The organism is Asticcacaulis sp. P2_B1, from assembly GCF_056404915.1.
Genome location: NZ_JBFUDD010000010.1, coordinates 63,022 through 76,375, shown reverse-complemented (window position 1 = coordinate 76,375; position 13,354 = coordinate 63,022). Strand labels below are relative to the sequence as shown.

The 13,354-nt window shown below is 60.6% G+C and carries 14 protein-coding genes; 5 read left to right on the top strand and 9 right to left on the bottom strand.

Annotated features, from left to right (window positions below; genetic code table 11):
- Window positions 1-74 precede the first annotated feature (74 nt).
- From ruvC to ruvB, 3 genes are all read left to right on the top strand, one after another.
- Window positions 75-605: a crossover junction endodeoxyribonuclease RuvC gene (ruvC, locus tag AC1DX3_RS18230; RefSeq protein ID WP_476990755.1), complete on the top strand. Its 531-nt coding sequence runs from the start codon at window positions 75-77 to the stop codon at window positions 603-605.
- Entirely contained in the window at window positions 602-1,219 is a 618-nt protein-coding gene (gene ruvA, locus AC1DX3_RS18225; protein ID WP_476990754.1) for a Holliday junction branch migration protein RuvA, read from the top strand. Before ruvC ends, ruvA begins: the two co-directional genes overlap by 4 nt.
- 117 nt (window positions 1,220-1,336) lie before the next feature.
- A complete protein-coding gene (gene ruvB / locus AC1DX3_RS18220; protein WP_476990753.1) occupies window positions 1,337-2,371 on the top strand; it encodes a Holliday junction branch migration DNA helicase RuvB in 1,035 nt (344 codons plus the stop codon).
- Here the strand turns inward: ruvB and AC1DX3_RS18215 are convergent.
- From AC1DX3_RS18215 to AC1DX3_RS18200, 4 genes are all read right to left on the bottom strand, one after another.
- On the bottom strand, window positions 2,368-2,838 hold the full coding sequence (locus tag AC1DX3_RS18215; protein WP_476990752.1) for a DoxX family protein: 471 nt from the start codon (window positions 2,836-2,838) through the stop codon (window positions 2,368-2,370). The two genes, ruvB and AC1DX3_RS18215, sit on opposite strands and share 4 nt — an antisense overlap.
- Window positions 2,835-3,587, bottom strand: coding sequence for an HvfC/BufC family peptide modification chaperone (locus AC1DX3_RS18210; RefSeq protein ID WP_476990751.1), 753 nt, complete (start codon window positions 3,585-3,587; stop codon window positions 2,835-2,837). Before AC1DX3_RS18210 ends, AC1DX3_RS18215 begins: the two co-directional genes overlap by 4 nt.
- Complete coding sequence (gene bufB, locus AC1DX3_RS18205) at window positions 3,577-4,392, bottom strand: MNIO family bufferin maturase (RefSeq protein WP_476990750.1); 816 nt, start codon at window positions 4,390-4,392, stop codon at window positions 3,577-3,579. Before bufB ends, AC1DX3_RS18210 begins: the two co-directional genes overlap by 11 nt.
- A 139-nt stretch (window positions 4,393-4,531) precedes the next feature.
- Window positions 4,532-4,795 (bottom strand): BufA1 family periplasmic bufferin-type metallophore, encoded by a 264-nt coding sequence (locus AC1DX3_RS18200; RefSeq protein WP_476990749.1) that lies wholly within the window; start codon window positions 4,793-4,795, stop codon window positions 4,532-4,534.
- Window positions 4,796-4,995: 200 nt separating this feature from the next.
- On the opposite strand from AC1DX3_RS18200, the gene AC1DX3_RS18195 reads away from it, so the two are divergent.
- Both AC1DX3_RS18195 and AC1DX3_RS18190 read left to right on the top strand, forming a co-directional pair.
- On the top strand, window positions 4,996-5,538 hold the full coding sequence (locus AC1DX3_RS18195) for a sigma-70 family RNA polymerase sigma factor (RefSeq protein ID WP_476990748.1): 543 nt from the start codon (window positions 4,996-4,998) through the stop codon (window positions 5,536-5,538).
- Window positions 5,531-6,187, top strand: a complete 657-nt coding sequence (locus AC1DX3_RS18190; RefSeq protein ID WP_476990747.1) for an NrsF family protein — start codon at window positions 5,531-5,533, stop codon at window positions 6,185-6,187. The genes AC1DX3_RS18195 and AC1DX3_RS18190 overlap by 8 nt, the downstream gene beginning before the upstream one ends.
- A gap of 1 nt (window position 6,188) precedes the next feature.
- Here the strand turns inward: AC1DX3_RS18190 and AC1DX3_RS18185 are convergent, their stop codons facing one another.
- The 5 genes from AC1DX3_RS18185 to AC1DX3_RS18165 all read right to left on the bottom strand — a co-directional run bounded on the left by AC1DX3_RS18185 (window position 6,189) and on the right by AC1DX3_RS18165 (window position 13,264).
- A complete protein-coding gene (locus tag AC1DX3_RS18185; RefSeq protein WP_476990746.1) occupies window positions 6,189-7,421 on the bottom strand; it encodes an ROK family transcriptional regulator in 1,233 nt (410 codons plus the stop codon).
- Between the two features lie 253 nt (window positions 7,422-7,674).
- Window positions 7,675-8,634 carry a hypothetical protein gene (locus AC1DX3_RS18180; protein WP_476990745.1) on the bottom strand — a complete coding sequence of 320 codons (960 nt, stop codon included), beginning with the start codon at window positions 8,632-8,634 and terminating at the stop codon, window positions 7,675-7,677.
- Between the two features lie 91 nt (window positions 8,635-8,725).
- Entirely contained in the window at window positions 8,726-9,661 is a 936-nt protein-coding gene (locus AC1DX3_RS18175; RefSeq protein ID WP_476990744.1) for an alpha-E domain-containing protein, read from the bottom strand.
- Between the two features lie 178 nt (window positions 9,662-9,839).
- Window positions 9,840-11,279: a circularly permuted type 2 ATP-grasp protein gene (locus AC1DX3_RS18170; RefSeq protein ID WP_476990743.1), complete on the bottom strand. Its 1,440-nt coding sequence runs from the start codon at window positions 11,277-11,279 to the stop codon at window positions 9,840-9,842.
- A gap of 74 nt (window positions 11,280-11,353) precedes the next feature.
- The gene (locus tag AC1DX3_RS18165) at window positions 11,354-13,264 is read right to left on the bottom strand and encodes a class II glutamine amidotransferase (protein ID WP_476990742.1); all 1,911 of its coding nucleotides are present in this window, start codon (window positions 13,262-13,264) and stop codon (window positions 11,354-11,356) included.
- Between the last annotated feature and the right edge of the window lie 90 nt (window positions 13,265-13,354).

Here is a 13,354-nt window from a genome sequence, read left to right as displayed (position 1 = left end):
AGTTATGCAACTTTCTCGCCATGCCCCTTTCCGGCTCTTGCATGGCCTCCTGATCGCGTCTAAAACTTGAACATATGAAGAACATGATTCGTATCCTCGGGCTCGATCCCGGCCTGCGGCGGCTCGGTTGGGGGCTGATCGACGCCGAAGGGGCGCGGCTGAGCTGGGTCGCCCACGGCGTCATCGAACCTCTTGTCGACCAGGAGCTGTCGGTCAGATTGCTCAATCTTTTCGATGGCTTGACCGAGGTGATCGCCCAATGGTCGCCCAATGAAGCCGCCATCGAAGAGACCTTCGTGAACATGAATCCGTCCTCGACCTTGAAACTCGGCCATGCCCGCGCCGCCGCCATGCTGGCCCCGGCCAAGGCAGGGCTTCTGGTGGCCGAATATGCTGCGCTCGATATCAAAAAATCGGTGGTCGGCGCCGGCCGCGCCGACAAGGATCAGATCCTGTTCATGGTCAAACGCCTGTTGCCCATGGCTGGAAAAGCCGAGGGTGGCCTTAAGGCGGATGCCGCCGATGCCCTGGCCTGTGCCATCACCCATGCCCACAAGCGCAAGATGGCCAGCTTGACCCGAGCCATTCAGCGAGGCGCGGCATGATCGGCAGGTTAAGAGGCGCGCTGCTCGAAATCGGCGACGAAGAGGTCATCGTTGAATGCGGTGGCGTCGGTTATGTCGTGCGCTGCGGCGTGCGCACTCTTGCCGCCTTGCCGTCGCTCGACAGCGAAGTCATTCTGCATATCGAAAGCGCCACTCGCGAAGACGGCACGCGCCTCTACGGCTTCCTGACCAAGGACGAGCGCAAGGCCTATGTCGTCTTGCAAGGCGTCCAGGGCGTCGGTCCCAAGGCAGCCCTGTCCGTGCTCGATATCCTGACCCCGCACGAACTGGCCCAGGCCGTGGCTCACGAGGACAAGGCCAGCGTCGGGCGCGCCAATGGCGTCGGACCGAAATTGGCCCAGCGCATCGTCATCGAGCTAAAGGGCAAGGCCTTGTCCGACGCGGTGTTCGAGGTCGGTGTTTCAGCCGGCGCCTACAAGGGACCGGCGCCCGCCGCACCGAGCTTGACCGGCGAGAGCGTCGCCGCCCTGATCGGGCTCGGCATACCGGAACAGTCGGCGCGCTTGGCGGTCGATACGGCAATAAAGACGCTCGGCCCCGACGCCGAGCTGCCGGCCATGATCCGCGCCTCGTTGAAGGCCCTGGGACGCTAACATGACAAAAACTCCGCGCAAAGCGCGTCAACATTGCCAGCGCCCGACGGGGCGCCGCGCACGTTTGCGCGCCCCATCGGAGCGGTGTGCGCAGCACACCAAGCGTGAGATATAATAATGGCCAGGCTTATTTCCGGCGAGTCCGAGGACAATTACGATGAACGTGCCCAGGATCGCGCCATGCGGCCGCAGAGTTTCGACGATTTCGTCGGTCAGGCGCCGCTGAAGGCTAATCTGAAAGTCTTCGTCCAGGCGGCGTCGAAACGCTCGGAAGCGCTCGATCACGTGTTGTTTTATGGCCCGCCGGGTCTCGGCAAGACGACGCTGGCGCAGATCGTGGCCCGCGAATTGGGTGTCGGTTTTCGCGCCACGTCGGGACCCGTTCTTGCCAAGGCCGGCGATCTGGCGGCCATCCTGTCGAACCTCGAACCCAATGATGTCCTGTTTATCGACGAAATCCATCGGCTGAACCCGGTGGTCGAGGAAATCCTCTACCCGGCCATGGAAGACTATGTGCTGGATCTGATCATCGGCGATGGTCCGGCGGCGCGCACTGTGCGCATCGACCTGGCGCCCTTTACCCTGGTCGGCGCCACGACGCGTGCGGGTTTGCTGTCGACGCCGTTGCGCGATCGCTTCGGTATCCCATTGCGGCTGGAATTCTATACGCCCGACGAGTTGGTGCGCGTGGTGTTAGGGGCGGCACGCAAGATGGGCGCGACCTTAAGCGAGGACGGCGCCATGGAGATCGCGTCGCGATCGCGCGGCACGCCGCGGGTCGCCGGCCGGTTACTCAGGCGGGTGCGCGACTTCGCTCATGCCGACGGCACGGACGTTATCGACAAGCGCGCGGCGGCCAAGGCTTTGGCGCGGCTGGAGGTCGATTCCGTCGGCTTGGATCACTCCGACCGGCGCTATCTGCGCGCCCTGATCGAGAACTATGGCGGCGGGCCGGTGGGCCTGGAAACCCTGTCGGCCGCGATCGCCGAAGCCCGTGACGCCGTCGAGGATATGATCGAGCCCTATCTGTTGCAACAGGGCTTTATCCAGCGCACCCAGCGCGGCCGCACCGCCTGCGCACGGGCCTATCTGCATCTTGGCCTGACACCGCCGGCACAACCGACCAGTACGCCGGACCTGTTCGAGGGTTAGCTCTTCTTCGCCAGCCAGTAATCGGCGCCGAAAAAACCCGATCCATTGGCGATGATAGCGCCGGACAGCAGCATGATGAAATAGTTCTCGGCCGTCCCGGGATATACGAACAGCTCGATGACTAGGGTCATGCAGAACAGGCCGAGCGCGGCAAAGCGGCTGAACAGGCCGGCGACGAGCAGGACGGGCAGGCTGAGTTCGGCGGTGGCCGACAGCAAGGCGGCCAGCTCCGGCGGCAGGATGGGCACGTGGTATTCGTCCTGAAACAGGGCGATAGTTGTTGCCCAGCTCTTGATCTTGGTCAGGCCGGAGAAAAAGAAAAACTGCGCCAGGTATAGCCGGATCGCCAGCAGTGACAGGCCCTTCAGCCAACCGAGCTTTGCCAGGCGCGTTTCGAACCTGCCATAGGCGCGGATCAGCAGCCTGAGGGGATTGGTGGCGGGGAGTGTTTCGATGGCGGGGGTCATTGTGGCGTTTCCATTGTGGTTTGGCATGAGATGAGCAGGCCGTTCTGAACCAGCTTGGCCAGGAGGGTCTGCAGGACAGTCATGTCGTCTTCCGTCGGCGCTAGGGCGTCCAGACTAACGAACAGGGACCGGGTTTGGCTAAGCAGGTCGAGAAAGCGGACTTCGATAGCGACCAAGCTGAGCCAGATGACTTCATCGGCTTGGGTGCGGCCGATTAATAGATGGCAGGTCAACGGGCGCACGATCAGCGGTTCAGCAGACCGGGTGTAAAGGCTTCTGACGTCGCAGGCGGTGGTCAGGATCCGGGCCGACGGGTGCAGGGTCGCACCGCTATTCGGATCGAGCAGGGATTCGAAACCACAGGCTTCGGCATCTTCGGCATTGTAGGCGCGGTGGATGGCGAATTCGAAACGCGCCAGATCGGGCAGCCAGGCCAGATCGCCCAGTTGCGGATGGTCCGCCAGGAAATCGCCAAAGGTGGCGCCGTAGAAATTGCGGTCGCTGCAGCTCAAGGGGTAAGCGCGAACATAGTCGCGGGCGAAGGCCTTGAAGGCATTCTCCCCCAGCATCTCCGCCGTCTTTTCATGGACGGCGAGCAGAACGTCGATCAGGCCGTGCAGATGGTTGGCGCGGTAGACGGACATGGCCGCCGAAGTGTCGGCGGGATCGGCTGTGGTGATGCGGACGAGGAAATCGTGCTGAAAGGCGGCGAGATCGCCTGTGTCAAAGCGCCCATTTTTAAAGCACATAGGCGGCCTCGCGATAGCGATCGGCGGTGGCGGCTTCGGCCAGCAGCACGTCAAGCGCCGGGATGTCACTGTCCCATTCGATCAGGGTTGCTTGGTCGCCGAAACGGCCGAGCGCCTCTTCGTACAATGCCCAGACTTCGGCGCAGACGCGGGCGCCGTGGGTATCGATGAGCAGGTCGCCGGAGGCAGCGTGGCCGGCCAGGTGATATTGTCGCACGCTGCCCTTGGCGCGCAGGCCTTTGAAATAGGCGAGCGGATCACGGCCGAGATTGTGGGCGCTGACATAGATGTTGTTGATGTCCAAAAGGACGCCGCAGCCGGTCATTTCGGCCAGGCGCGACAGGAATTCGGGCTCGTCATAGTCGCAGCCGTCGAAAGCAAGATAGCTGGACGGGTTTTCGATCAGGATCGGCCGGCCGATCGCATCCTGGAATTGTTCGATATGACGGGCGGTCGTGGCCAGCGCTTCAGCGGTGAAGGGCAGGGGCAGGAGATCCGGCACCCCGGTGTGGCCGAATGCGCTCCAGCTCAGATGTTCGGAGACGTGGAAAGGCTCGAAACGATCAACCAGGGCGGCGATCTGGCGCAAATGGTCTTGGTCCAGGCCATCGGCGCGGCCAAGCGACAGGCCGACGCCGTGAAACGATAGGGGATAGGTGGCGCGCAGGTTTTCGAGCTGCTTCAACTTGGCGCCGCCGCCGAAATAGTTCTCGGTGTGGACTTCGAGAAAGCCGAGCGCCGGCCGGTTCGCCAGAACTTCGGCAATATGGGGCGCGCGCAGGCCGATGCCTGTGGACGTGATCATGATGATACCGGATAAAAGGGGAAAGGGACGTCCTGGTGTGGTACTCCCGTAGGCGCGGGAAACAAGACGCCCCTTCCGTCAGCGACGACACGCGTCGCGCCATGTCCCTCCTGCGGGGGAAGGAAGGACAAGAGCTTAATTAGCTGACGACCTTGCCGCCGACGATCTTGGCGCAGGTGCCGGTCGGGACGTACAGCCACTCGCTGGCATCGCCGTCCTTGGCCGCCTGGCCGGCGCAGGTGTGAACGCCGTTGTGGCAGTCGTTCTGATGTGCCTTGGCGATGCCGGCGCACTTTTCAAAGCCGTCCTTGGCGGAGGCGGTATTGGCGACGAGCGCGGCGCCGCCGACAAGGGCAGCCAGGGCGGCGGTGACTTGCAGGACGCGGACGGTGGACTTGTTCATGGGGAATCCTCAGAGTGTGTTGTCGTGGTGCGCCTCATTGCGTCACCTGATAGGCAATACGGCGGTCTGTCGCCGCGGGTTACAGCTATGCCAAATTATTTGTGATTTTTTGCCGGGCATGTCTTAATGGCAGCAACGATTCAGGTCCGATCAAGCCCAAGATCTTCGGCCAAGCCTTCCAGGATGTAACCTTTCGCGCCATGGCGACGTATAATTCAGATGACTGGCAGACCTGGATGCGTGCCGCCCAAAATGGCGATGTGCAAGCCTATCGCACCCTGCTCGGTGCGTTGCGGCCGTGGCTTGTTTCCTATTTCAGACGCCGGCTGCGCGGCAGCGATGGCGAAGATCTTGTACAAATGACCCTGTTGAGTTTACACGAAAAGCGCCACACCTACGATCCGGCTTCGCCCTTCATGCCATGGATCAGCGCGGTGGCGCGCCATAAGTTGATCGATTATGTCCGCAAAACCGGCCGTCACGTCCATGTCGAGCTCAATGAGGACCTGGGTCTGGAAGACGGGCTTGAGCCGGAACTGGCCGCGCGAGATGTGGCCGTCCTGTTGAGCCAATTACCCAAGGATCAGGCGCAGGTCATCCGTCTGCACAAGCTGAACGAACTGAGCGTCGAGGAAACCGCCGCGGCGACCGGCAAGAGCACATCTTCGGTCAAGGTCATCGTTCACCGCGGACTGAAGAAGCTCCAGGCCCTCGTCGGCGTGAAAGGAGCTGTCGATGAGTGACGCGCTTCTCGACGACCTGAGCAAGGATTTGAAGCCGGTCAAGCCATTGCGCATGTGGCCGTTGTGGATTGGCGCCGGCATCGGTCTGGTCCTGGCCGGCCTCTATATCTGGTTCATCTATCATCCACGTGCAGAACTCCATAATCTGGTCATGCATGGAACCTGGCCGGCCAGCCCGGTGGCGATCGCCAAGCCTTTGCTGTTTTTGGCCCTGGGTGTCAGTGGCCTGTGGGCGGTGTCGGGCCTGGCGCGGCCGCAAGGGCGGATGAAGCTGCGTTATCTGCTGCCGGTTTTGGTGCTCGGCGGCATTACGTTCGGCAATCTGATTTCCGAGATCATGGTCTTCGGTTGGGAAGATATCGGCAATCGCCTGAACGGTGGTGTGACGGTGTGTTTCACGACGATCCTGTGCGGTGGCATGGCCGGACTGATCGTGTTGTGGCGATTGTGGTTGCGCAAGACGGCGACGTCGCATCCCGTGACACTGGGTGCCATGAGCGGGCTTACGACGGCGTCGCTGATGGCGGCGGCCTATGCCCTGCACTGTAACATGGACGCGCCGGTCTACATCGTCGCAGTCTATGGGCTGGCGGTGGCTGTATTTACCGGTTTCGCGGCGCTTGTGGGCGGCAAGCTGCTGAAGTGGTAGCCTAATTCGTTTTCATCAAGGCTTCGCGGATCGGCAGGAAGCGATCGTTGAACGGCAGGATTCCCGCCCCCCGCGCCGCCGCATCGACGGCCAGGTCGGCGCGTTTAACCAGGGCAATCTTCTTGATGCGGTCGCCGAACGGTTCCATCTTCTTGTTCAGCCGGGTGCACAACTGCTCGATAAACGCCGCCGGCAACCGGCCGCCGATGAAATGGGCTTCCGGATTGATGGCGCAACTCATGACCAGGAACGGTTCGAACAGGTGATCGGCGGCACGGTCGAGCCAGGCGTCGACACGCGCCAGACCGGCTTCGCTCAACGATTCCAGGTCCTCGGGCGTCGATACTTCAAAGCCTGCCTTACGCAGGTAATCATAGAGCGCATATAGCGACACCATGTCTTCAAGGGTCTGGGCCTGGCCGCTTTCGTCCTTGACCGGCAAGAAGCCGATTTCACCGGACCGGCCGTCGGCGCCGCGGTAATAGTGGCCGTCGATGACCAGCCCGCCGCCCAGGCCGGCGCTGATGATGGTATAGATAAAACTGCGATTTTGCAGGCCGTGGCCGAATTGCATTTCACCGATCGAGGCCGCGGCTGCGTCGTTTTCGACATAGACCGGCACGGGCAGTACCTCGGCAAACAAGCTGGCGACATCGATATGCGACCAGATTGTGTAGGCTTCCGGGCGGTTGGCGACCGGCACACGGCCGAGGTCGTCGGGGATGGCGATGCCGATGCCGCACAGGCGTTCGAGGTTGATCGTCTTGTCGGCGACGATCTTGTCGACCTGCGCCTTGAAAAAGGCGACGACATCTTCGGGCATGGCAAAGTGAATTTCGCGGCAGACCCGGGCACGGACATTGCCGATGAAGTCGAGCGCGACGATGGCGATGTGGTCGCGGTCGATGTTCAGCCCAATGGAAAAGGCGCCATCGGGGTTGACGACCAGCTTGGTCGCCGGTTGGCCGCGGCCGCCCAATTGTCGGCCGGCCTTCAGGATCATGCCTTCATTGAGCAGGCGCTTGGTAATATTGGCGATCGCCGGCGCCGTCAGCCCGGTCAGGTCGGCGATGTCGGCACGGGTGATGGGAGAGCCAGCGGCGCGCACAGCCTGCAAGGTGACGCGTTGATTATGGTCGCCGGCGCGCTCGAGATTGGTCCCGGACAGCGAGTCACCGAGCGCATGTACGCGGGGTTCCGACCGGGTTCCGGTCATACGTTCATCAGCAGCCATTCATACCCCTCCGGGGTCAGTCGTCAGCGTCGGCCCGTCGTACGCCACGCGGGCTTTTATTATCGTTGAATCAGTCCGGTCTCCCTCCGGCCTGCGTCGACCCCGTTTATGCTAAGCCATTGGCATGTTCAAGGTGCGCCGTTTCAACGCTGAACATATAGGACTGAATTCTATAAAATGTAACAAGTATTATGATAGGCGCCTTGCCGGACTTCAAGACGTCGGTCCGACGCGACGTGTTATCCGGATCACCTTATTCTGAAACTAGAGCTTCGCTCAAACCGTAGGTTTCGGTGGTGATCTGGCTTTGGCCCATGGTTGATACGCCGGCCTTGACGGTGCAGTCGGCCTTTTTGACCAGGCCGGTTTGCGTATCGGCGAGGTAGTGGCATGACGTGCTTTTCTCGATCGTCATCTGCGCCACCATGGCCCGGATGGTGCCGTCGTCGGTGACCCCGCCGGCCTTGAGCACGGCGGGCATGGCCGATTGCAGATAGTCGTGCAGCGAGGCGGCTTCCGGCGCACTATTATAGTCGAGCTCGGCTTCGTGGGCCGCATCGTCCCAACGCGTCAGGGTCAGGGTGGTGACGAACTTCAAGGTGCCGCCGCCCAGCGGTGCGGCCTGTTCGCTGTTGGTGGTGATGGGTTGGTTGAGCGTCAGGCCGGTATTGTGCGGAATGGCGAGAAAGACGTCTTCCTTCATGAAGGCGCCGGCGGCAGTCTGGGCGTCGAACAGGCCATAGATGCCGTTGAAGACGGTTTCGCTTTGCGGCCCCAATGCGGTGCTCAGCGCGGCGGAGGCCTTCGCCTTGACCTGATCCCAGTTTTTGATCTCGAGCGGCGACAAGGAGCCGTCGGCGGCGAAAGACACCTCGCCGATCGTCGCGGCCTTGGCGATAACGGTGCTGAGGCGATCCTGGTCGGACTGCGGGGCGGCTTCGGCGCCGCCGACCGTGATGGCAAAGGCGGTTTGCTTCTTGACGACATCATAGCCGCTCATGGTGGGCTCAACCGTGTTGAGATAGGTGCTGGTCACTGTGCTCGACTGGACGACGCCGTTCTTGTCGACCGATGTGGTCTTGCGGAACGCCTGGCTCATCTGCGCGCCGTCGGGCAGGTTGAGGATGAGCTCGTGATAGTCGGCGGCATGCGGGTCGGCTTGGACGGTTGTGGCGGCGAGGGCAAGAATTGCCGTCAGTGCGAGGGCGCGCATGATCGTCTCCGGTTTGCAGCTTTGTCGGCCGTTGGCGAACCGGTGTCAAAGAGGTTTTGCCGGCTTACGGAATTTGTAACCCGCGGCGAAGTCAAACCTTGAAAAACGACTCATAGATCGCATCGTCGACCAGGTTGAGATTGGCCTGGAAGATATCGATGAACTCATGCAGGCCCGCCGAGATGATATGGCTGGCGTCCGAGCCGTGAATCGACTTGCATAGGGTCGCCATTTCTTTCGACGCCAGGTCCGGCCGGTCGACATCCACGGTGATCGACTTCAATGCCGCCGCGGCGTCTTCGAGGCAGAACACGACACTACGCGGGAAGGCCTTCGAAAACAGCAGGAACTGGGTCACATCCTTGTAATTGATGGTGTGAAACTGCTGGCGGTACATTTCCAGCGCATTGACCGATTTGAGCACGGCGCCCCATTGCACGGCGTCGTACGCCGAATCGAGTTCGTCGCCGCGCGGCAGCAAGAGGAAATATTTGACGTCGAGCAGGCGCGCCGTCTTGTCGGCGCGTTCCAGCATCTGGCCGAGATGGGCGAACTGCCAGCCCTGGTAGCGGCTCATCGTGTTGTGCATCAGGCCGGTAAACAGATGGCCCGACTGGCGGACTTCCTTGTAATAGTCCTGGAGATCGGCGACCGAGCGCTTGCGGCTCTGGCTGAGCGTCAGGTGATAGAGTTCGTTGATCTTTTCCCACATTTCAACGGGAATGACTTCACGCACTGTACGGGCGTTTTCGCGGGCGCGGAAGATACATTGCAGAATCGAATTGGGGTTGGACGGGTCGAAGGTCATGAATTTGACCACGGCGCGTTCGTCGGCAACCTTGTAGCGCTTGGTGAATTGCTCGTCGTCGCCGGAGGTAGCGACCAGTGGGTACCATTGCGCCGAATACTGATCCAGCGACAGGTCGAGCATCAGATGGGTATTGACGTCGATAAAGCGTGCGACGCAATCGGCGCGTTCGAGGTAACGGGCCATCCAGTAGATGGAGTTGGCGACACGGCTCAGCATGGGGAAGCACCGCAGATTGCGTTGTAATTAGGCCCCCTCTCCCCTTTCAAGGGGAGAGGGTTGGGGTGAGGGGTAAAAGCCGCGATAAGAAGACCCCTCACCCGGCGCGTTGCGCCACCTTCTCCCCTTGAAAGGGGAGAAGGGGAAGACGTTTGACAATGCTCCGGACTCTGCGAACTCACGCTTCGTCCTCCAGCACCCAGGTATCCTTCGAGCCGCCACCCTGGGACGAGTTGACGACCAGCGAACCCTTTTTGATGGCGACGCGTGTCAGCCCGCCCGGCAGGGTGAATATCTCTTCGCCGTACAGCGAATAAGGGCGGAAATCGACGTGGCGGCCCTCAATCCCGTTGCCGATCAGAGTCGGACAACGCGACAGCGAAAGTGTCGGCTGAGCGATATATTCACGCGGTTTCGCCTTGATCAGGGCGGCGAATTCCTTCTGCTCGGCTTTTGTGCTCTTGGGGCCAATAAGCATACCATAACCGCCCGACAGGTTGACTGCCTTGACCACCAGCTTGTCGAGATTGTCGAGGACGTATCCGCGTTCCTTGTCATCCTCGCAGATATAGGTCGGCACATTGTGGGAGATCGCTTCTTCGCCGAGATAGTATTTGATGATCTTCGGCACATAGGCATAGATCGCCTTGTCGTCGGCGATACCCGTACCCGGCGCATTGGCCAGGGCGACATTGCCCTTGCGATAGGCGGTCATGATGCCCGGCACACCCAGCAACGACTCTTTGCGGAAAATCTGCGGATCGATGAATTCGTCGTCGATGCGGCGATAGATGACGTCGACCAGCTTCAACCCTTGCGTCGTACGCATATAAACCTTGTCGTCCTCGACGATCAGGTCCGAGCCCTGCGCCAAGGGAACGCCCATTTGCTGCGCCAGATAGGCATGCTCGAAATAGGCCGAATTATAGATGCCCGGGGTCAGGACGATGATGTTCGGATCTTCTTTGCCGTGCGGGGCGATGTGCTTCAGCGTCTTGTAGAGATGATCGCCATAGTCCGACACCGGGCGGACCTTCATGGTGTGGAAGACCGCCGGCAGGATGCGTTTCAGCACGGCGCGGTTTTCCAGCACGTAGGAAATGCCGGACGGGCAGCGCAGATTGTCTTCGAGGACGTAGAACTCGCCGTCGCCGTCGCGGACGAAATCGGTGCCGGAGATATGTGTCCACACGCCCTTGGGCGGCGACAGGCCTTCGCATGGTTTGAGATAGCACGACGACGAGAAGATCAGCTCGGACGGGATGATCTTGTCCTTGAGGATTTTCTGGTCGTTATAGATGTCTTGAATGAACAGGTTGAGCGCCGTGATGCGCTGCTTTATCCCGCGTTCCAGCTTGTCCCAATCGGCCGCCGAAACCATGCGCGGAATAATGTCGAAGGGCAAGATCTTCTCGGTGCCCTTCTTATCGCCATAGACGTTGAAGGTATTGCCCGACTGATAGAGTATCTCCTCGGCCAGCTTTTGCCGCCGGCGCAGTTCCGGCCGGCTCAGCGTATCGAGCTGGTCGACCAGGGGCAGGGCAGAAGGATGCGGCACGCCGTTGTCGGCGAACAGCTCGTCGTAAAAGCCGTCGGTCTTGTAGGTTTCGAGACTCAAATCCTTTATCCTTCAAACATCATCATCGGGCCGTGAAAAGAACGCTTAGGCGAAGCCGAAGGACTTTTCCACGATCAATGAAAGACCTCGTTCATGGTGACCTGAACCCGCAACGTTTCCTTACCGCCGCCCCTGTAGATCGTACCTGACGTGGGCGTTGCGTCGAGGTAATTGCGGCCGCAGGCGACACGGACATGGTCCTGGGTCACCACAATGCCGTTGGTCGGATCGAAACCGCGCCAGCCGAGATAGGGGATGTAGATCTCGACCCAGGCGTGGGAGGCGTCGGACTGCATCTTGTTCTCGTACTTGGCGCCTGTATAGACATAGCCCATGCGATAGCGCGCCGGCACGCCCAGAAGGCGCGCCAGGCAGATGAACAGGTTGGCGAAGTCCTGGCACACGCCTTCGCGCGAGGCATAGACCTCGAACGGGGTGGTGCGCAGGGACGTCGAGCCGGGTACATAACGGTAATCGCGATAGATGGTCTGGTTGATGTCGTTCAGCGTGTCGAGAAGATGCCTACCGTTGCGTTCGGCAAAGCTCATGGCATAGATCATCAGTTCGTTGATCTGGGTTTCCGGCAGTTCCGGTGGCAGCAGGTAAGGCTCCATCATGGTCCGCTGCCACGGCATCATGCTGAGCGGAATAAAGCTTTGCCGGCGATCGGGCGCCAGGTCGTCGGGCGCCCGGCCGTAGATCTTGACCATCGAGCGGCACGACACGGTCAGTTTTTTGTACGGCCGGATGATGCTGTAATGGATGATCGAATTGCCGAACACGTCTTCCGATCGCATGTCTTCGCCTTCGGACGATAGCGATAAGGTGGCGTTGGTCACCTCTTGCGCAGCGTCTTCCAACGGCATGAGGCGGAAGATGTGGGTCGAATGCTCGACCTCGCTCTCATAGCTGTATTCGGTCGAGTGGGTGACGTCATAAAGCCGGAAAGTCAGCGGCGTGCCGTCGGGCGCATGGGTCAGCGAGCGCACATTGAGGATATTGTGCTGGACGTTCTTCATCTGCTGCAAGGATTGCACGATGCTGAGTTGCTGGGCCTGGGCCTGCTGGTCGGCGAAGGGGCGCGGCTTGACGGCGGTGCGCGGCGCGACCACCCCCTGGAGATGACCGTCCTGTTCGTGCAGGGGCTGCTGGGCCTGGAGCGGCTGCTTGTCGTCGTCGCGTTTATTGGTCCAGATGATATTGCCGCGTCGGGCAATGACCAACTGGCCCTTGTGCATGGCCTTCCAGTCGCCCTGCTTGAAAGGGGCGGAGCAGAAGACGAGCGCCGTGCGGAAGGTGTCGCGCGGATTGTTGAGAGCGAACGACGCCGATTCGGAATGGAAGCCGTGTTCGCCGTGCGGCGGCTTCAGCCGGCTGTAGAACAGCTTGGATTCAGACTGGGTGCCATAAAAAGCGGCGACGGTGATGCCGTCGGAAATAACCATGTCGGCGGAACCGAGATCGTCCAGTTGCAGGAACCAGCTCAGCAGGACCTGATGGTCGATGTCGGACAGGGCGCGGGCGCCATAGTCCTGGACCTTACCGAGCAGGAAGCAGAAGGCCAACTCGGAATCTGTGCGGCCCAACGGTTCGAGGAAGATCGACTTGTTGAAATGGAGCTTCGCCATGGCCGTCTTGTCGAGGTTGCCATTATGCATGAAAACCCAGTCCTGGCCGGCAAAGGAGCGGCTGAACGGTTGGGTTTCCAGGTGGGTGTAACCCGACGCCGCGCCGCGCACCTTGCACATGAAGACGGTCGAACGGAACGAATCCCAGTCGTGCATGGCGCCATGCAGGGTTTGGGTATCGCGGGCGGACGGGTCCTTGGCGACGATGGCCGCCTTGGTATCGCCGGGATACCAGGTCAGGCCCCAGCCCAGGGTATGGTCGCCCTTTTGCGGCCCCTTGCGGAACTTCAGATCGATCGACGGCGAACTCAAACCGTCGAAGCTGAAAGCCAGGATGTCGCTCGATATGGCACTCAACAAACTTATCCCCATGTTGCATTGCAACTAGACTTTGTTACAAAGCGGTTGTCTAGTCTCTTGTTAACCGCAGATGACACTTTTTTAGCG